Genomic DNA, 19,141 nt, shown 5'->3' on the forward strand with positions numbered 1-19,141 from the left:
ATCGACCGGGCGCCTACGCGGCCGCAGCGTCGCGGCTGTGATCGAACCGGCCGTGGCGCAGGAAGTGCGCGGTCTGCCGTGCCGCATCGGGCGAAACCACCAGGCCGCTGTGGCTGGTACGCACTACGCAATGATCGGCCAGACCCGGCAGGCGGGTTTCCGCCAGCGCCACCGTGCCGTCGGAGGCATCGTCGATCGCGCCGAGCAGGCTGCCCAGCCCATGCGGCACCGAACCGGCGATCAGGCCGACCGCGGCCGTGCCCTGCCAGTCGGGCAGGCCGTCAAGCAGCAGTTCGCTGCTGCGGCCCAAGGCCAGGCCCCAGCCATGCTCGGACAGCGAACGCGCGGTACCGCTGCCGCGCAGCGGCGAGCCAAGGCAGACCACGCGCTGTACCTGCAGCTGCGGTTGCCGGCGCAGTGCCTCCAGCGCCAGCAGCCCGCCAAGGCTGTGGCCGACCAGCGACAGCGGTCCGGCATCGGCCAGACGCTCCAACAGCTGAGGTACCGCTACATCCGGGCCGCCGAACACGGAGGAATAGCCAAAGGTCTGCACCCGGAACCCGCGCGCGCGCAGGCGCCACGCCAGTGGCCCTACCCAGGCGCGGGCGTTCCAGATGCCATGGAGCAGCAGTACGGGGGGTGTCATGTGCAACAGCCTGGCGATCAGCGGGGCGAAAACGTGAGGTGATTGAACACAGGCCGGCAGAAAGCGGCGGTGAACGCGCTCAGGCCGTTCGCGGCGCGCGGCGCAGGATGAACTCCAGATCGTTGGTCTGGCCGACCGGGAACAGGTACTGCCCGGCCTTCTCGAAGCCGTAACGGGCGTAGAAGCGCTGTGCGCCGAAGTTCTCCGACCACACGCCCAGCCACAGTGTCCTCGGGCCGTCGCGCTCCAGCCACGCCAGCGCGGTTTCCAGCAGGCGGCTGCCCCAGCCACAACTCTGCTGCGACTTGACCAGGTACAGGCGCTTGAGCTCGCCATCCCCCGCTTTCACATCCTGATGGGGCAGGCCACAGGGGCCGGCGGCGGCATGACCGACCGCCTCCCCTTCCCGCTCCAGCAACCACACGGCGTAATCCGGGTGAGCCAGGATCGTGCGCTGGCGCTCGACCGTGTAGGACTCCTGCAGGAACGCCTGCAGGTCCTGCGGCGGATACAGGTGGCCGAAGGTCTCGGTGAACGTGCGTGCGGCCAGCGCCGACAAGGTCGGCGCGTCGTCCACGGTGGCGCGGCGGATCGAGTACATGCAGGAAGTTGACGTCAGCGCGAAGGGCGGGTCAAGCCTTTTCAGGCGATTCCGCGCCTTCGTCTTCCTCGTCCTCTTCCTCGTACTCCTCTTCGTCCTCGTCCTCTTCTTCGCCTTCCTCGTCCTCGTCGTACTCTTCTTCCTCTTCGTCGTCTTCGTAATCCTCGACGCCGAAGTCTTCACCGTCCCAGCGGCCTTCGCCGTCGGCGACGAAGGTCAGGGCCATCGCCGACGGGTTGGTGCCGACGCGGACCAGCCAACCACCGAACACGCGTGCCCGCTCGGTGACCAGGTTGGCCTCGGAGCCTTCATTGCCCAGCTTTTCCCACTCCAGCGAAAACGCAAACTCGGTCATTGCCTGGATCTCCTGATCAGTTTTTCTTGGGGCGAACCTGGATGTGCACTTCGGCCAGCTGCTCGTCGACGATCGGCGACGGCGCGTCGGTCATCAGATCCTGTGCACCGGTGGTCTTCGGGAACGGGATGACGTCGCGGATCGACTCGGTACCGGCCATCAGCGCGGCGATGCGGTCGATGCCGAATGCGATGCCGCCGTGCGGCGGCGCGCCGTAGTTCAGCGCGTCGAGCAGGAAACCGAACTTGGCACGCGCTTCTTCGGCGCCGATGCCGAGCAGCTCGAATACCGCACTCTGCATGTCCGGGCGATGGATACGGATCGAGCCGCCGCCGATTTCATTGCCGTTGAGCACCATGTCGTAGCCGCGCGAGACCGCAGTACGGGCATTGGCGCGCAGGTCGGCGATATCGTCCACGGCCGGTGCGGTGAAGGGGTGATGCAGGGCGACATAGCGCTGCGCCTCGTCGTCCCATTCGAACATCGGGAAATCGGTGACCCACAACGGGCGCCAGCCATCGGCGACCAGGCCGAAGTCCTTGCCGGCCTTCAGGCGCAGTGCGCCCATGAAGTCGGAGACCTTGTTGTAGCCACCGGCACCGAAGAACACGATGTCACCCTTGCCGGCGCCGACGTGGGCAACCAGCGCGGCGAAGGCGTCTTCGCTGAAGAACTTCTGGATCGGCGAGCTGACCTCGCCGTTGTCGGCGATCTTGATGTAGGCCAGGCCCTTGGCGCCGTACTTGGCGGCGTGCGCAGCGTACTCATCGATCTGCTTGCGGCTCAACGCTGCGCCACCGGGGATGCGCAGCGCGGCGACGCGGCCATCGGCGTCGTTGGCCGGGCCGGTGAACACCGGGAACTCACTGCCCTTGACCAGCTCGGCCACGTCCACCAGTTCCAGCGCGATGCGCAGGTCCGGCTTGTCCGACCCATACCGGCGCATCGCTTCGGCCCAGGTCATGCGCGGGAAGCTGGCATCCAGGTCGACGTCCACCACTTCCTTGAAGATGGCGCGGATCATCTCTTCGACGAAATCCTGCACGTCGCGCTCGCGCACGAAGGCGAACTCCATGTCCAGCTGGGTGAATTCCAGCTGGCGGTCGGCACGCAGCGCTTCATCGCGGAAGCAGCGCGCGATCTGGTAGTAACGGTCGAAGCCGGCCACCATCAGGATCTGCTTGAACAGCTGGGGGCTCTGCGGCAGTGCGTAGAACTCGCCCGGATGCATGCGCGCCGGCACCAGGAAGTCGCGCGCGCCCTCCGGGGTGGCCTTGGTCAGGATCGGGGTTTCGATGTCCTGGAAGCCACGCGCATCCAGGTGACGGCGCAGCGCCTGCACCAGCTTGATGCGGGTGCGCTGCATGCGCTGCATTTCCGGGCGGCGCAGGTCCAGGTAGCGGTACTTCAGGCGGGTATCTTCGCCCGGATTCTCGTGGGCGTGGAACGGCAGCGGCGCCGCCTTGTTCAGCACGGTAATGGCCGTGGCGATCACTTCCACCCTGCCGGTGGCCATCTTGTCGTTCACCGCGTGGCGGGCACGCACCACGCCTTCCACCTGCAGCACATCCTCATAGCCCAGGCTGGCCGCGACCGCGAACACTTCGGCGTTGTCGACCTCGACCGTCACCTGCACGATGCCTTCATGATCGCGCAGATCGATGAAGCAGACGCCGCCCTGGTTACGGGCCACGTCGGTCCAGCCGGCGAGGGTGACAGTCTGGCCAATCAGGGTCTCGTCGACCAGGCCGCAGAAGTGGGTACGCATGGGGGAAAGCTCCGCTGGAGAACGCCGGCACCCGATGGGGCCGGAAAGCCCCGTATTCTGCGGCCGAGGCCCCGGCCGGGGCAAATGCGGGGCAGTCACACGGGCTTTATCCGTTCCGTCCTTATAGTCGCGCACCACACACCGTATGGGGATTCGCCATGAAAACGCTGTCCCTGGCCAGCCTGGCCGTCACCCTCAGCTTGGGCGCCCTCGCCGGGCTCACCCTCTCCCCCGCCCCCGCCGCCGCGCAGAACGGCGTCATCCGCTGCGAAAGCCAGAACAACCGCGAACGGGTCTGCACTACCGGCTGGCGCAGCGCGCAGCTGGTACGCCAGCTGTCCGGCTCGGCCTGCCAGGAAGGCCGTACCTGGGGCAGCCGCAACGGCAGCATCTGGGTCAACAACGGCTGCCGCGCCGAATTCGTCGAGGGTCGCGGCGGTTGGGGCGGTGGCAATGGCGGCTGGGGGGGCAACAACGGCGACACCATCCGCTGCGAAAGCCAGAACAACCGTGAACGCAGCTGTCCGGTCGGATGGCGCAATGCCCGCCTGGTCCGCCAGTTGTCCGGCAGTCCCTGCCAGGAAGGCCGCACCTGGGGCGTGCGCAATGGCGCAGTGTGGGTCAGCAATGGCTGCCGCGCCGAGTTCGCTGAAGCCCGCGGTGGCTGGGGCGGCGGCAACGGCGGCTGGGGCGGCGGCGGCAACAGCAATTACTCCATTACCTGCAGCAGCAACAACAACCGCACCCAGAACTGTGACTGGGACGAGCGCCAGGGCCGGCCCGTGCTGCAGCAGCAGCTGTCGGGCAGCGCCTGTCAGGAGGGCCGCAGCTGGGGCTATTCGCGGGGCCAGGTCTGGGTGAGCAACGGCTGCCGGGCCCGCTTCGGCACGCGCTGAGCGAACGAACCTGCGGGCGTGCGGCGGCATCGCCGCCGCCGCGCTCGCCGGGGATGGCCCGGCACTGTCAGGCGCGATTCGAGCGCTACGGTGCGGTTGCCGGCGGGGCCTCGTCGCCCCACGGTGCCGGCGGCAACGCCACCGGCTTGCTCAGGTCGAACTGCACGCGGAAGCGGCGGCCTTCGGGACGGGTCAGCTCGTAGACGAAGCGCTGGTCCGGCTCGATCTCCATTGCCCACACGTTGTGGGTGGACGCCAGCATGTCGGCGCGGCGGAACATGGCTACCGAATCGGCATCGGCCGGGAACTGCTGGCGTTCAGCAGTACCCGGCGGACGGCTGTCGCCGCCATACAGGGTGATCGCATCGGGGCTGCCATCGGCATGCCGGTGATCGTGCTTGAGCCGCAGCCCGCTCTCGGTGCGGGTCAGGACCCATGTCCGCGAATGATCGTCGCCGACATGGAAGGGGATGCGCAGCTCATGCCCGGGATCGGCACAGCCCCGCACGTGCATGACCAGCCGCTGCCCGGCGAAGGGGTCCTTGCCGGTCGGTGCCGGCGTGTCCTCCACCACTTTGCCCTCGTACGCCTGGCCGCAGTGGGCGGCGATCGCAGCCATGAAGGCGTCGGCCGGGGCCGTCGCCACGTCGTGGGCGACCGTATGCGAGGGCTGTGAGCAGGCTGCGAGCGTGAGCAGGGCGACAGAAGCAGTGACGAGGGCAGGCAGTTTCATGCCCCAACCCTAACGGCCATGGCCGGCCTGCGCAAACCACTGGCCCGTTCAACGCCCCGTGTCCACGCCCTCCGCCAGGGTCTCGGTTGCCGCCACCGGTGCGGCCTCGCCCGCCCCGCCCGGTTCCTGCTCGACCGGGTCGACATCGAAGGGCATGCGGAACACCAGCGAGGGCAGCAGGGTGGTCAGCGCCGCGTACAGCAGCAATGCGCCGAACAGCACCGCCGGAATCTGGAACCGCTCACGCATGATCGCGGCCAGGACCAAGGTGAAGATCAATGTTGGCGCCAACGCCAGCGACACGCGCAGACTGCTGCGGAAACTCTCGCCGAACATCAGCCGGCGCTGCAGCCAGACCACGCCGATACGCAGCGGCAACACCACCAGGGTGATCACGATGCCCAGCCCCAGCGCTTCGAAGCTCAATGCCTCGGCGGGAACCTTGGTGCCGGCATTGAAGAAGTAGAACGGCACAAAGAACGATGCGAACAGCCGCAGTGCATGCAGGTTCTCGTGCGAGGCCAGCAGCGGCATGCGCTGGTGCAGCAGCCGCGCGACCAGGCCTGCGATGAAGGCGCCCACCAGGTAATACACCCCCAGCAGGTAGGTGATGTAGGCAGCGACCATGCCGACCATGACCAGCAGCGAGAACTCCGAACCGGGCGCGTGCGGCGCCACCCAGCGACCCAGCGCGATGAACAGCAGCGGCAGGCCGACCATCATCGCCAGCAGGGCCAGGCTGGACAGGGCCATGTGACCGGGATCGCCGGCCTGCAGCACGATGAACAGTGCCGCCAGCGCCAGCAGCTCACCGGCGATGGCCTTGCTGGTCACCCAGAACCGCTCGTCCTCGCTCAGACCCAGCCGCGACAGCGAATCCATGATGAAACCCGTGGAGGGCGTCAGCAGTGCCAGGGCCAGCAGGCCCGCGGCCTGCCACGGCAGGCCGGCGTAGCGCCAGGCCAGCCAGCCGACGCCGAACAGGGTGGCGCTGCGCACCACAAGATGCGCCAGCAGGGGCCACATGCCACGGCGCAACGCCTGCAGATCGACCTCCAGACCTGCGAACAGGAACAGGGACGAGATGCCGAGCGTGGCCAGCAGCCCGATCACCGCGTCGTGCGCCTGGTCCCCGAGCCAGAGCATGCCGATGATCCCGAACAGCAGGCAGGTGAGCGGTGCGGGCAGGCTGAAGCGCTGCAGCGCGCGCGGGATCACCAGCAGCGCGAAGATCAGCAGCAGGTAGATCAACTCATGACTCATGGGGGACTTCCGTGTGGTTTCGAACGCGCGCAGGATGCGCGCGCACGACCCTCGGAGCAAGCCCGGCCCGGAGACGGGCGGGCGTCAGCCGATCAGCCTGTCCGCGATGCGTCCAACCTGCGCCAGCACGCTGGCGCGTTGATCGTTGCTGATGTCCGCAGCCTGCAGGTAGGCCGTAATCACCCAGGGTGCCCCTCCCCCCATGGGCCACAACACGGCGGTGTCATTGCGTGCATCCTCGCCATTGCTGCCGGTCTTGTCGCCCACCCGCCAGCGCGCGCCCAGCCCTGCGCGCAGGCACGCATCGCCGGTTTCGTTGTCGATCAGCCAGTCGGCCAGTTGCTGGCGCGCGCCCGGCGCCAGCGCATCGCCCAGCACCAGCCGCTGCAGGGTCGCGGCCATCGCCGCCGGCGTGGTGGTGTCACGTGGATCACCCTCGGCGAAGCTGTTCAGTTCCGGCTCGAGACGATCGCTGCGGGTCACGCTGTCGCCCTGAGCGCGCAGGAAGGCCGTCACGGCGGGCGGCCCGCCCACCACGTCGAACAACAGATTGGCCGCCGTGTTGTCGCTGGTGATGATCGTTGCCCGGCACAGGTCGCGTACGGTCAGATCCTTGCCGGCGTGGCGGCGCGCCACCGGCGCATGCGAAAGCAGGTCGGCCTCGCGCACCGGCACGCGCCTGTCCAGCAGCCCGGGCACGCGCCGTGACTGGTCCAGCACCGTGGCCGCCAGCACCGTCTTGAACGTGCTGCACAGCGGGAACCGCTCATCCTGGCGATGGCCGATGCGGCGACCGCTGGCGGTATCCAGCACGGTCACGCCAAGCCGGCCCGCGCAGGCCTTTTCCAGGGCGGCAAAGTCCGTGGCGGCGGCGATCGCGCCGGCCGCCGCCGACGTGCCAACGCCCCTGCCGGCAGCACGGGCGATCAGCGGCAGAGCCAGTGAAGACACCACTGCTGAAGTACTGAACTGAAGGAATCGTCGACGGGGCAACATGCAGGACCTCCGGAAAGTGAACCCGATTATCGAAAGCCCCCGCCGCGCCTGACCAGCGCGTTTTTTCAGCACGTGCCATCAATTTCATTCATGCCTAAGAAGGGCATTCAACGGAGATTCCACGAACCATCCGGATCCCGCTACGATCAGTCATCATTTCAGCTCACGGCTTTCCGATGCTGCATCCGACTCTGCCGCTCAACGCCCTGCGCGCCTTCGAAGCAGCGGCCCGCCACCAGAACTTCACCCGCGCCGCGCTTGAGCTGTGCGTCAGCCAGGCCGCGTTGAGCCATCAGATCCGGGGCCTGGAGGACCGGCTGGGGATCCGCCTGTTCCATCGCCTGCCTCGCGGCGTCGCCCTCACCGATGAAGGCGCCGCGCTGTTCCCGGTGCTCAACGAAGCGTTCGAGCGCATCTCGGCCAGCATCGCGCGCTACACGGGGGGAGCGGCCCGCGAAGTGCTGACGCTGGGCGTGGTGGGTACCTTCGCCACCGGCTGGCTGCTGCCACGCCTGGCCGCGTTCGAGGCCGCGCATCCGGATATCGAGCTTCGCGTGCAGACGCACAACAACCGCATCGATCTTGCCGGCGAAGGCCTGGACCTGGCCATCCGCTTCGGTGAGGGCGACTGGCAGGGGCAGGCCTGCACGGCGATCCTGGATGCGCCGTTCGCACCGCTGTGCGCCCCCGCCCTGGCACGCCGGCTGAAACAGCCGCGTGATCTGGGCACGCTGCCGCTGCTGCGCTCCTATCGCAATGACGAATGGCCGCGCTGGCTGCAGGCGGCCGGGGTCAGCGGCGTGGAGGCGCGCGGGCCGGTATTCGATTCGTCGCTGACCTTGGCCATGGCCGCTGCCGGAGGGGCCGGCGTGGCCCTGCTGCCGCTGCGCATGTTCGAACAGGAACTGGCGGAAGGACGGCTGCTGCAGCCGTTCGCCACGACGCTGGAACTGGGCCGCTACTGGCTGACGAGGCTGCGCTCACGCGCCGAGCGTGAGCCTGCACGACGTTTCCGGGAATGGTTGCAGGCGCAGGGCTGATGCGCACGAGCGGTAGCGCCGGGCCATGCCCGGCGAGCGAAGCGGATCGGGAACACCACCGGGCATGGCCCGGCGCCCTCCATCAGGACTCCAGCAGTTCCATCCAGGCAGCTTCAGCCTTTTCCAGCTGCGCAGCGGCCGTTTCGCGATCACGGCCCAGCACGGCCATGCGGGTGCTGTCGGCATAGTTGGCCGGGTCCGCCAGTTGACGGTCCAGTTCGGCCAGGCCGGCTTCCAGCTCGGCCACCTTGGCTTCCGCCGCGGCCAGCTTGTGCGGATTCACCGGCTTCTTCTGCACGACCTGCGCCACCGGTGCGGTCTTGACCACTACCGGCTCTTCCACCTGCTCCATGCGCGCCTTGGTGCCCTGCGCCTGCGGACGGGTGCGCAGCCACGCAGCGTAGGCGTCGAGATCTCCGTCGAACGGCTCGACCACGCCATCGGCCACGCGCCAGTAGGTATCGCAGACCAGGCCGATCAGGTGGCGATCATGGGAGACCATCACGATCGCGCCTTCGAAGGTTGCCAGCGCTTCGGCCAGCGCCTCGCGCATTTCCAGGTCCAGGTGGTTGGTCGGTTCGTCCAGCAGCAGCACGTTCGGCTGCTGCCAGGCGATCAGCGCCAGCGCCAGGCGCGCACGCTCACCACCGGAGAAGCCATCGACCGGCTCGAATGCACGATCACCCGGGAAATTCCACTTGCCGAGAAAATCGCGGAACGACTGGTTCGGCGCATCCGGCGCGATCTCGCGGAAATGCTCCATCGGCGACTGGCCTTCGTGCAGCGACTCGACCGTGTGCTGTGCGAAGTAGCCGATCTTCAGGTCCGGATGGGCCATGCGCTCGCCGGCAATCGGTGCCAGCTCGCCCACCAGGGTCTTCACCAGGGTGGTCTTGCCGGCGCCGTTGGGGCCGAGCAGGCCGATACGCTGTCCCGCTTCCAGACCAAAGCCGACGTTGTGCAGGATCACGGCGTCCTGGCCATAGCCCGCCTCGACATGATTCAGGCGGATCAGCGAGAACGGCAGTTTGGCGGGCGGTGCGAACTCGATACGGAACTCGCGCTCGGCACGCACGGCCTCGGTACCGGCCAGCTTGGCCAGGCGCTTCATGCGGCTCTGCGCCTGCGCGGCCTTGCTGGCCTGCGCCTTGAAGCGGTCGATGAAGCTCTGCAGGTGGGCCCGCTCGGCCTGTTCCTTCTCGTGCGCGATCTGCTGCTGGCGCAGCTGCTCGGCACGTTGGCGCTCGAAATCGGTGTAGCCGCCCGGGTACAGCTTGGCGCCACCCCCATGCAGGTGCAGGGTGTGGGTGGCAACGTTGTCGAGGAACTCGCGGTCATGCGAGATCAGCAGCAGCGTGCCGGGGTACTTCAGCAGCCACTGTTCCAGCCAGTACACCGCATCCAGATCGAGGTGGTTGGTCGGTTCGTCGAGCAGCAGCAGGTCGCTGGGCATCATCAGCGCGCGGGCCAGGTTCAGGCGCACGCGCCAGCCACCGGAGAACGAGGACACCGCGCGGTGGTGGGTCTCGGCCGGGAATCCGAGGCCGTGCAGCAGCTTGCCGGCACGTGCTTCGGCGTCATAGGCGCCCATCTCGGCCATCCGGGTATGGGCATTGGCCACCGCCTCCCAGTCTTCACGGGCGGTCGCATCGGCCTCTTCGGCCAGCACGGCGGCCACTTCCGTATCGCCACCGAGCACGAAGCTCAACGCCGGATCCGGCAGCGACGGGGTTTCCTGGGCCACGCTGGCAATGCGGACCTTGCCGGGCAGGTCGACGTCGCCCTTGTCGGCCTCCAGTTCGCCCTTCACCGCCGCGAACAGGCTGGACTTGCCGGCACCGTTGCGGCCGACCACGCCCACCCGGTAACCGGCATGCAGGGTCAGGTCGACGTTGGACAACAGCAGCCGCTCGCCGCGGCGCAAGGCGAAATTACGAAGCGAAATCATCGGGGGAGGGGTCCATATAACCGGATGGAATGTGCTGGTGAGCACTGTTCCTGCGACGCAATTCTAGCGTTAACGAATACTTGACGCGCCCCGGGATGCGCAGCGGCTGGCGTTTCCTCTCTCCCACGTCCTCACCGCACGTGTCCCGGGCCCCTCTCATGATGATGCCCATCGCGGCTAAATGGTTGCTGCTGCAACGTTTTTTCCGATGGCCGGCATTTGACAGGCACTGAATATCCCGTTAATTCCTATTTTGCGCACCGCAACAACCGTCGTCCGCTTCACCTCGTGATGTCGATACCGGTGCCGTCCCCGCCAACCGGAGTTCCGTCCCGATGACCCGCAAGACCAGCCTGATCGCCGCCGCCGTCGCTGTCGCACTCGGTGGCTCTCCGTTCCTCGCCGCCGCCCAGCAGAGCGGTACTGCCGCCAACACACTGGACACCGTGATCGTCACCGGTACCCGCGTGGCCGACCGCACGGTCGCCGAATCGCAGTCCCCGATCGACATCATCACCCCCGAGGTTCTGCAGTCCACCGGCACCAGCGAACTGGCCACCGCGCTGTCGCGTGCCCTGCCCTCGCTGAACTTCCCGCGCCCGGCCCTGACCGACGGCACCAGCGGCGTGCGACCGGCGCAGCTGCGTGGCCTGTCACCGGACCAGGTGCTGGTGCTGGTCAACGGCAAGCGCCGCCACACCTCCGCCATGATCAACGTCAACGGCAGCATCGGCCGCGGCTCGTCGGCGGTGGACATCAATGCGATTCCGATCGCCGCCATCGAGCGCGTTGAAGTGCTGCGCGATGGCGCTTCGGCGCAGTACGGCTCGGACGCCATCGCCGGCGTCATCAACATCGTGCTCAAGGGCAGCGGCAGCGGCGGCAGCCTGGCCGTCGACTACGGCCAGTATTCGGCCGGCGATGGCAACAAGTACCAGCTCTCCGGCGATACCGGCGTGGAGTTCGGCAGCGGCCGTGGCCGCCTGCACGTGGCCGGGCAGATCAGCCAGCAGGATGAAAGCAACCGCGCCGGTCCTTACCAGGGCAGCACACCGAACACCGGCAATTTCCCTGGCATCGGCGAGACGACCTTCGTGGTCGGCGATCCGCGCGTGGATGCGACCGCCGCCTCGGCCAACGCCAGCTTCGACTTCAGCGACCGCGTTACCGGCTACGCCAGCGCGTTGCTCAGCAACCGCGACATCACCTCGTTCGCGTTCTACCGCTCGCGCAACCACAGTGGGCAGGGCGCCCTGCTGGCCCAGGTCTATCCCGACGGCTTCGTGCCGCAGATCAACCAGTACTCCAAGGACCGCTCGCTGGTGGCCGGCGTCAAGGGCAGCACCGACAGCGGCTGGACCTGGGACCTGAGCCTGAACCACGGCGAGAACACCCTGGATTTCCACACCCGCAACACCATCAACTACAGCCTGGGCACGGCCAGCCCGAGCTCGTTCTACGACGGCACGTTGAAGTACCAGCAGGACATCTTCAATGCCGACCTGACCAAGTCGCTGGACTGGGGCCTGGCCTATCCGGTGACGCTGTCCTTCGGTGGTGAGTACCGCAAGGAGAAGTGGGACCAGAACCCGGGCGAGCTGAATTCGTACACCGGCAGCGGCGCACAGGGCTTCGCCGGCTTCACCCCGACCAATGAAGTGCATACCGACCGCCACAACTATGCGGTCTACGCCGGCCTGGAAGCGGACCTGACCGAGAAGTTCTCCGCCGGCCTCACCGGGCGCTACGAAGACTATTCGGACTTCGGTGACCGCTTCTCCGGCAAGCTATCGGCACGCTACGCGTTCACCGACAAGGTCGCGCTGCGGGCCACCGCGTCCAGTGGCTTCCGCGCGCCATCGCTGGGCCAGCAGGGCTACCAGGCGGTGACCAGCACCATCATCAACGGTGACTTCTTCGAACGCGGCACTTTCCCCACCACCAGCCCGGCCGCACAAGCGCTGGGCGCCTCGCCACTGAAGGCCGAGACCTCCACCAGCTACAGCCTGGGCCTGGTGCTGCAGCCGGTGGACCGCCTGTACGTGACCGTCGATGCGTACCAGATCGACATTGACGATCGCATCGCGCTGTCCTCCAACATCACCACCACGCCGGCTGCCGCCGCGCTGCTGGGCGGGCTGGGCCTGCCGCAGGTGACGGCCTTCTCGTACTTCACCAACGCACTGGACACGCGCACGCGGGGCGTGGACTTCGTCTCCAGCTATACCGTGCCCTTCAGTGCCAGCAGCCTGGAGCTGACGGCGGCCTACAGCTACAACGAAACCGAAGTGAAGCGGGTGAACGGGTCTCCGTCGGTGTTCCCGACGCTGGGTATCTCGCAGTCGCTGATCGGCCGCGATGAGATCGGCCGCATCGAGGACAGCTATCCGCGCGACAAGGCGATCCTCAGCGGCACCTGGCGCTCGGATCATTGGGAGCTGGGCCTGGCGGCCACACGCTACGGCAAGTTCACCGTGCGCAATTCGGCCACCGCGCTGCGTGACCAGACCTACGGTGATGCCTGGGTAGTGGATGCCTCGGCCAGCTACAAGCCGAGCAGCAACTGGACCCTGACCGTCGGCGCGGACAATCTGCTGGACAAGTATCCGGACCGGACGGCGGACCTGCAGAACTCGACCTTCGGCATGCTGCCGTACAGCAACTACTCGCCGTTCGGCTTCAACGGCGCGTATGTGTACGGGCGTATCCGGTACACCTGGTAAGCGGCACCGGTAACGCCGGGCCGCGCCCGGCGGCGCGGTGGAACCTGCATCCCTTCTGTTCCGGCAGAAGGGATCGGCCCTGTACTGCTCAAACCATCCGTTCCACCTGCCGGGTTTGCTGCATCTGGCCGCTTGGGTGAAAATCGGGACATCCCCCTCCCCGAACCCTGCGAGTGCCGATGCACCATGACACCGACCTGATCAACATCGTCGCCGTTGGCCTGGGGCTCGCCTTCATCTTCGGCGCGCTGGCCAACAAGCTGCGTTTGTCTCCCCTGGTCGGGTATCTGGTTGCTGGCATCTGCGTGGGGCCATTCACCCCGGGGTTCGTCGCCGACCAGGCGCTGGCCAACCAGCTGGCCGAACTGGGCGTGATGCTGCTGATGTTCGGCGTCGGCCTGCACTTCTCGCTGAAGGACCTGATGGCGGTCAAGGCCATCGCGATCCCGGGTGCCATCGGCCAGATCGCGGTGGCCACCCTGCTCGGCTGGGGCGTGGCGTGGTTGATGGGCTGGCCGACGCTGCATGGGGTGATCTTCGGCTTCTCGCTGGCCACCGCCAGTACCGTGGTCCTGCTGCGGGCGATGGAAGAGCGCCGCCTGCTGGAGACCATGCGCGGCAAGATCGCAGTGGGCTGGCTGATCGTGGAGGATCTGGCCTGCGTACTGGCACTGGTGATGATGCCGGTGCTCGCCGGCGTGTTCGGCCCCGATGCGGCCAAGGAAACCCACACCGTCGGCAGCGTGCTGGCCGATCTGGGCTGGACGTTCGTGCAGCTTGGCCTGTTCGTGGCCGTGATGCTGGTGGTCGGTCGGCGGGTCATTCCCTGGATCCTCGAACGCATCGCCGGCACCGGCTCGCGCGAGCTGTTCACCCTGTCAGTGCTGGCGATCGCACTGGGCGTGGCCTTCGGTTCGGCCATGCTGTTCGGCGTGTCCTTCGCGCTGGGCGCGTTCTTCGCCGGGATGCTGCTCAACGAATCGGAACTGAGCCACAAGGCGGCGCATGATTCGCTGCCGCTGCGCGATGCGTTCGCGGTGCTGTTCTTCGTTTCGGTGGGCATGCTGTTCGACCCCAACATCGTCGTGCAGCATCCGTGGCAGGTACTGGCCACGGTGCTGATCATCATGTTCGGCAAGTCCGCCGCCGCCTTCTTCATCGTGCGGGCGTTCGGCCACCCGAGCAGCACCGCGCTGACCATCTCGGCCAGCCTGGCGCAGATCGGTGAGTTCGCCTTCATCATCGCCGGCCTCGGTGTCTCGCTGCAGATCCTGCCGAAGGAAGGACAGTCGCTGGTGCTGGCCGGTGCACTGGTGTCGATCATGCTCAACCCGCTGGTGTTCGGCCTGCTCGACCGCTGGCAGGCGAAGCAGGAGCAGCTGCCGCAGGCGCCGGAGCCGGAAGAAGCCACCGGGCCCTCGCGCGACCTGCATGACCACGCTATCGTGATCGGCTACGGCCGGGTTGGCAGCGAGCTGGCGCAGGTGCTGCGCGACCGCGGCGTACCGGTGCTGGTGATCGATGACAACAAGGACCATGTCGAGCGTGCACATGCCAGTGGCCTCGCGGCGATCCGTGGCAGCGCCGCGGCCGACCGGGTGCTGGCCGAGGCCCACCCGGAGCGCGCCAAGATCGCCGTCCTGGCCATTCCGCAGCCATTGGAAGCCGGCGAAGCGCTGGCCAAACTGCGCGCGATCAATCCCGAGCTGACCCTGCTGGCACGGGCACACAGCGATGCTGAAGTGAAGCACCTGCTGGAACATGGCGCCGATGGCACGGTGATGGCCGAGCGCGAGCTGGCCTATTCGCTGGCGGAGATGATCATGTCCACCCCGCCCTACCGGAATCTCGGCCAGCACAGCATTCCGGTGGTGTGAGGCAGGGCGGACGGCGTAGCGCCGGGCCATGCCCGGCGGCTGCCATGAAAAATCCCCGGTCGACCCGCATCGACCGGGGATAGGTAACACCAGTGCCACGCCTTGGAGAGGCAGCTCCACCGTAGCGCATCGCGGCGGCGGTGGTGATCGCCACTGGCGATGACGACCAAGCGCCTGGCTATCAGGCGCCGGCCAGCGCCTGCTGCAGGTCGGCCTGTAGGTCGCCGATGTGCTCGATGCCGATCGACAGCCGCACCGTGTCTTCGCTGACCCCTGCGCGGGCCAGTTCATCGGCATCCAGCTGGCGATGGGTGGTGGATGCCGGATGGGTGGCCAGCGACTTGGCGTCACCCAGGTTGACCAGCCGCGTGAACAGCTTCAGTGCGTCCAGGAAGCGGGCACCGGCCTCACGTCCGCCAGGAAGGCCAAAGGTCAGCACGCCTGAGCCCTGCCCACGCAGGTAACGCTGTGCGCCCGCATGCTCAGGGTCATCCGGCAGGCCGGCATAGCGCACCCACGCCACCTTGGGATGCTGCTTCAGATACTGCGCCACGGCCAGCGCGTTGGCGTTGATCCGTTCCATGCGCAGGGCCAGGGTCTCGATGCCCTGCAGGATGAGGAACGCATTGAACGGCGACAGCGCCGCGCCGGTATTGCGCAGCGGCACCACCCGCGCACGGCCGATGTAGGCGGCCGGGCCGAGGGCGTCGGTGTAGACCACACCGTGATAGCTCGGGTCCGGCTGGTTGAGACGGGCGAAACGCTGTGGCTGCGCCGTCCAGTCGAAGCGGCCCGAATCGATGATCGCTCCCCCCAGACTGTTGCCATGGCCGCCGAGGTACTTGGTCAGCGATTGCACCACGATATCCGCGCCATGCTCGAACGGGCGCAGCAGGAAAGGCGTGGCAACCGTGTTGTCGACAATCAAGGGCACGCCGGCGGCATGGGCGACTTCGGCAATCGCGGCGATGTCGGTGACATTCCCGCGTGGATTGCCGATCGACTCGACGAACACCGCCTTGGTACGGCTGTCGATGAGGGGAGCAAAGGCTGACGGATCGGCCGGGTCGGCGAACCGCGCCTGGATGCCGTACTGCGGCAGCGTATGCGCCAGCAGATTGAGGCTGCCGCCATACAGCGCACTGGCGGCGACGATGTTGTCGCCTGCTTCGGCGATGGTCTGGATCGCATAGGTGATCGCAGCCTGCCCGGATGCCAGCGCCAGCGCACCGATCCCGCCTTCCAGCGCGGCCAGACGTTGCTCCAGCACGTCGGTGGTGGGATTCATGATGCGGGTATAGATGTTGCCCTGCACCTTCAGATCGAACAGATCGGCGCCGTGCTGGGTGTCATCGAAGGCGTAGGCCACGGTCTGGTAGATGGGCACCGCCACTGCGCGCGTGGTCGGGTCGGGCCGGTAGCCGCCGTGCACGGCCAGGGTTTCCAGTTGCCACTGCGGATCACTCATCGCGTCAGGTTCCATCCGGGGAACCTGCACGATAGGCGACCCCCACCGCGCACGCTGAGAGCCGCTGGCGATGAGCCCGTAACCTGTGGTTATCAGGACCTGCCCGGCAGCCCGCAGGTTCCCGCCCCCATGGGCGGGAACCCGGCCGACATCAGGCCTTGGCGAACACCAGGTGACCGCCGTCGTTGCCGACCTCGATGGTGTCACCGTTGGCGAAGGCGCCCGACAGGATCTTCTGTGCCAGCGGATTCTCCAGCTGCGACTGGATCGCGCGCTTCAGCGGGCGTGCGCCGTATACCGGATCGAAGCCCACATTGCCCAGCAGGTCGAACGCGGCGTCGGACACCACCAGCTTCAGGCCGCGCTCGGCCAGCCGCTTCTCCAGCCCGCGCATCTGGATGCGCGCGATCTGCTTGATCTGCTGCTTGTCCAGCGGGTGAAACACCACGATATCGTCGAGGCGGTTGATGAACTCCGGACGGAAGTGCGCCTGCACCACCCCCATCACCGCGGCCTTCATCTGCATGTAGGCCTCCGGGCTGTCGTCACCGCTCATGTCCTGGATCTGGTGCGAGCCCAGGTTCGAGGTCATCACGATGACGGTATTGCGGAAGTCCACCGTGCGGCCCTGGCCATCGGTCAGGCGGCCATCGTCCAGCACCTGCAGCAGGATGTTGAACACGTCCGGATGCGCCTTCTCGACCTCGTCGAGCAGGATCAGCGAGTACGGACGGCGACGCACGGCTTCGGTCAGGTAGCCCCCTTCCTCATAGCCGACGTAGCCCGGAGGTGCACCGATCAGGCGGGCGACGCTGTGCTTCTCCATGAACTCGCTCATGTCGATGCGGACCATCGCGTCGGCGCTGTCGAACAGGAATTCGGCCAGGGACTTGCACAGTTCAGTCTTGCCGACGCCGGTCGGGCCCAGGAACAGGAACGAGCCGGCAGGCCGGTTCGGGTCGGACAGGCCCGCGCGTGAGCGACGCACCGCGTCAGACACCACCTTGATCGCCTCTTCCTGGCCGACCACGCGGTTGTGCAGCACCTCTTCCATCCGCAACAGCTTGTCGCGCTCGCCTTCGAGCATCTTGTTCACCGGGATGCCGGTCCAGCGCGACACGACCTCGGCGATCTCCTCATCGGTCACCCGGTCCTGCACCAGCTTGAAGTCCTTGTGCTCGGCTTCCTGGGCAGCCGCCAGCTGCTTTTCCAGTTGGGGCAGCAGCCCATACTGGATCTCGCTCATCCTGGCGAAATCCTGCCGGCGCTGCGCGGCTTCCAGCTCCAGCTTGGCCTGCTCCACCTGCTCCTTGATCTTCGTTGCGCCCTGCAGCGCGGCCTTCTCCGACTTCCAGATTTCATTGAGGTCGGAGAATTCGCGCTCCAGCACCTCGATGTCATTCTCCAGATCGGCAAGGCGCTGCCGCGAGGCATCGTCCTTCTCCTTCTTCAGCATTTCGCGCTGGATCTTCAGCTGGATCACGCGCCGCTCCAGCCGATCCAGTTCCTCGGGCTTGGAGTCGATCTCCATGCGCAGGCGCGAGGCGGCCTCGTCCATCAGATCGATGGCCTTGTCCGGCAGCTGGCGGTCGGTGATGTAGCGGTTGGACAGCGTGGCCGCAGCAACGATCGCCGGGTCGGTGATCTCAACGCCGTGGTGCAGGGCGTACTTCTCCTTCAGCCCACGCAGGATGGCAATGGTGTCCTCCACCGAAGGCTCGCCCACGAATACCTTCTGGAAGCGGCGTTCCAGTGCGGCATCCTTCTCGATGTACTTGCGGTACTCGTCCAGCGTAGTGGCACCGATGCAGTGCAGCTCGCCGCGCGCCAGCGCCGGCTTCAGCATGTTGCCGGCGTCCATCGCACCGTCGGCCTTGCCGGCCCCGACCATGGTGTGCAGCTCATCGATGAACAGGATGATCTGCCCTTCGTTCTTGGCCAGGTCGTTCAATACGCCCTTCAGTCGCTCCTCGAATTCACCGCGGAACTTGGCGCCGGCGATCAACGCGCCCATGTCCAGTGACAGCACGCGCTTGCCGCGCAGGCCCTCGGGCACTTCGTCGTTGATGATGCGCTGGGCCAGCCCTTCCACGATCGCGGTCTTGCCCACGCCGGGTTCGCCGATCAGCACGGGGTTGTTCTTGGTCCGGCGCTGCAGTACCTGGATGGTGCGGCGGATTTCCTCGTCACGGCCGATCACCGGGTCCAGCTTGCCGCTCTCGGCGCGCGCGGTCAGGTCGATGGTGTACTTCTCCAGCGCCTGGCGCTGCTCTTCGGCGTTCTCCGACTGCACGTTCTCGCCGCCGCGCAGCTTGTCGATCGCCGACTGCAGGCGCGCCTTGTCGGCACCGGCGGCGCGCAGCGCCATGCCGAGCGTGCCGCCATCCTCCAGCGCCGCCAGCACGAACCACTCGCTGGCGATGAAGGCATCGCCGTGCTGCTGGGCCAGCTTGTCGGTGTGGTTGAGCAGGCGGTTGAGATCATTGCCGATCGACAGGTTGCCGGCCTGCCCGGACACCTTCGGCAGCGCGTCCAGCGCCTCGTCCAGGCGCTCGCGCAGCACCGGCACATTCACACCGGCCTGCGCCAGCAGCGGGCGCGTGCTGCCGCCCTGCTGGTCCAGCAGTGCGCTGAACACGTGGACCGGTTCGATGATGCTGTTGTCGCGGCCCACGGCCAACGACTGCGCGTCCGCCAGCGCCTGCTGGAAACGCGAAGTGAGCTTGTCCATCCGCATTGCGAATCCTCATCGGTCGTCAGTGCCGGCCCGTGCCGGCGATGCTGGAAAGATGCGGTTGCACCACCCGGTTTCAAGGGTGGCTGCGAC

Annotated in this window: 14 protein-coding genes; 4 read left to right on the plus strand and 10 right to left on the minus strand. The window is 67.0% G+C overall.

The features are described from left to right. Nucleotides 1-13 precede the first annotated feature (13 nt). From AC06FB_RS17470 to aspS, 4 genes are all read right to left on the minus strand, one after another. Nucleotides 14-646 carry an esterase/lipase family protein gene (locus AC06FB_RS17470; RefSeq protein ID WP_053519363.1) on the minus strand — a complete coding sequence of 211 codons (633 nt, stop codon included), beginning with the start codon at nucleotides 644-646 and terminating at the stop codon, nucleotides 14-16. Between the two features lie 79 nt (nucleotides 647-725). Further along, on the minus strand, nucleotides 726-1,247 hold the full coding sequence (locus tag AC06FB_RS17475) for a GNAT family N-acetyltransferase (RefSeq protein ID WP_065182592.1): 522 nt from the start codon (nucleotides 1,245-1,247) through the stop codon (nucleotides 726-728). 31 nt (nucleotides 1,248-1,278) lie between these two features. After that, complete coding sequence (locus AC06FB_RS17480) at nucleotides 1,279-1,602, minus strand: DNA primase (RefSeq protein ID WP_478053941.1); 324 nt, start codon at nucleotides 1,600-1,602, stop codon at nucleotides 1,279-1,281. Between the two features lie 16 nt (nucleotides 1,603-1,618). Continuing rightward, nucleotides 1,619-3,370, minus strand: coding sequence for an aspartate--tRNA ligase (gene aspS, locus AC06FB_RS17485; protein ID WP_053519369.1), 1,752 nt, complete (start codon nucleotides 3,368-3,370; stop codon nucleotides 1,619-1,621). Nucleotides 3,371-3,528: 158 nt separating this feature from the next. On the opposite strand from aspS, the gene AC06FB_RS17490 reads away from it, so the two are divergent. Then, the gene (locus tag AC06FB_RS17490) at nucleotides 3,529-4,266 is read left to right on the plus strand and encodes a DUF3011 domain-containing protein (protein WP_065174757.1); all 738 of its coding nucleotides are present in this window, start codon (nucleotides 3,529-3,531) and stop codon (nucleotides 4,264-4,266) included. Nucleotides 4,267-4,351: 85 nt separating this feature from the next. On the opposite strand, the gene AC06FB_RS17495 is transcribed toward AC06FB_RS17490, so the two are convergent. The 3 genes from AC06FB_RS17495 to blaL2 all read right to left on the minus strand — a co-directional run bounded on the left by AC06FB_RS17495 (nucleotide 4,352) and on the right by blaL2 (nucleotide 7,258). Continuing rightward, nucleotides 4,352-4,999 carry a hypothetical protein gene (locus AC06FB_RS17495; RefSeq protein WP_193396484.1) on the minus strand — a complete coding sequence of 216 codons (648 nt, stop codon included), beginning with the start codon at nucleotides 4,997-4,999 and terminating at the stop codon, nucleotides 4,352-4,354. A gap of 48 nt (nucleotides 5,000-5,047) precedes the next feature. Then, complete coding sequence (locus tag AC06FB_RS17500) at nucleotides 5,048-6,262, minus strand: cation:proton antiporter (RefSeq protein ID WP_478053942.1); 1,215 nt, start codon at nucleotides 6,260-6,262, stop codon at nucleotides 5,048-5,050. An 84-nt stretch (nucleotides 6,263-6,346) separates the two neighbouring features. Continuing rightward, nucleotides 6,347-7,258 carry a L2 family extended-spectrum class A beta-lactamase gene (gene blaL2 / locus AC06FB_RS17505; protein WP_193396486.1) on the minus strand — a complete coding sequence of 304 codons (912 nt, stop codon included), beginning with the start codon at nucleotides 7,256-7,258 and terminating at the stop codon, nucleotides 6,347-6,349. Between the two features lie 176 nt (nucleotides 7,259-7,434). Here blaL2 and ampR point away from each other — a divergent pair, with 176 nt between their 5' ends. Beyond that, nucleotides 7,435-8,298: a LysR family transcriptional regulator AmpR gene (gene ampR, locus AC06FB_RS17510; protein WP_263175434.1), complete on the plus strand. Its 864-nt coding sequence runs from the start codon at nucleotides 7,435-7,437 to the stop codon at nucleotides 8,296-8,298. A gap of 82 nt (nucleotides 8,299-8,380) precedes the next feature. Here ampR and AC06FB_RS17515 read toward each other — a convergent pair whose 3' ends face one another. Beyond that, on the minus strand, nucleotides 8,381-10,246 hold the full coding sequence (locus AC06FB_RS17515; protein ID WP_053519381.1) for an ABC-F family ATP-binding cassette domain-containing protein: 1,866 nt from the start codon (nucleotides 10,244-10,246) through the stop codon (nucleotides 8,381-8,383). A gap of 335 nt (nucleotides 10,247-10,581) precedes the next feature. Between AC06FB_RS17515 and AC06FB_RS17520 the strand changes: the two genes are divergently transcribed. Together AC06FB_RS17520 and ybaL are read left to right on the plus strand one after the other, a co-directional pair. After that, nucleotides 10,582-12,969, plus strand: coding sequence for a TonB-dependent receptor plug domain-containing protein (locus AC06FB_RS17520; RefSeq protein ID WP_263175437.1), 2,388 nt, complete (start codon nucleotides 10,582-10,584; stop codon nucleotides 12,967-12,969). Nucleotides 12,970-13,148: 179 nt separating this feature from the next. Next, nucleotides 13,149-14,846: a YbaL family putative K(+) efflux transporter gene (ybaL, locus tag AC06FB_RS17525; RefSeq protein WP_053519386.1), complete on the plus strand. Its 1,698-nt coding sequence runs from the start codon at nucleotides 13,149-13,151 to the stop codon at nucleotides 14,844-14,846. 181 nt (nucleotides 14,847-15,027) lie between these two features. Here the strand turns inward: ybaL and AC06FB_RS17530 are convergent, their stop codons facing one another. Both AC06FB_RS17530 and clpB read right to left on the minus strand, forming a co-directional pair. After that, nucleotides 15,028-16,314: an O-acetylhomoserine aminocarboxypropyltransferase/cysteine synthase family protein gene (locus AC06FB_RS17530; RefSeq protein WP_478053943.1), complete on the minus strand. Its 1,287-nt coding sequence runs from the start codon at nucleotides 16,312-16,314 to the stop codon at nucleotides 15,028-15,030. A 151-nt stretch (nucleotides 16,315-16,465) separates the two neighbouring features. Next, nucleotides 16,466-19,051, minus strand: a complete 2,586-nt coding sequence (clpB, locus tag AC06FB_RS17535; protein WP_111187257.1) for an ATP-dependent chaperone ClpB — start codon at nucleotides 19,049-19,051, stop codon at nucleotides 16,466-16,468. Between the last annotated feature and the right edge of the window lie 90 nt (nucleotides 19,052-19,141).

This window comes from Stenotrophomonas sp. Steno-C15, assembly GCF_056393265.1.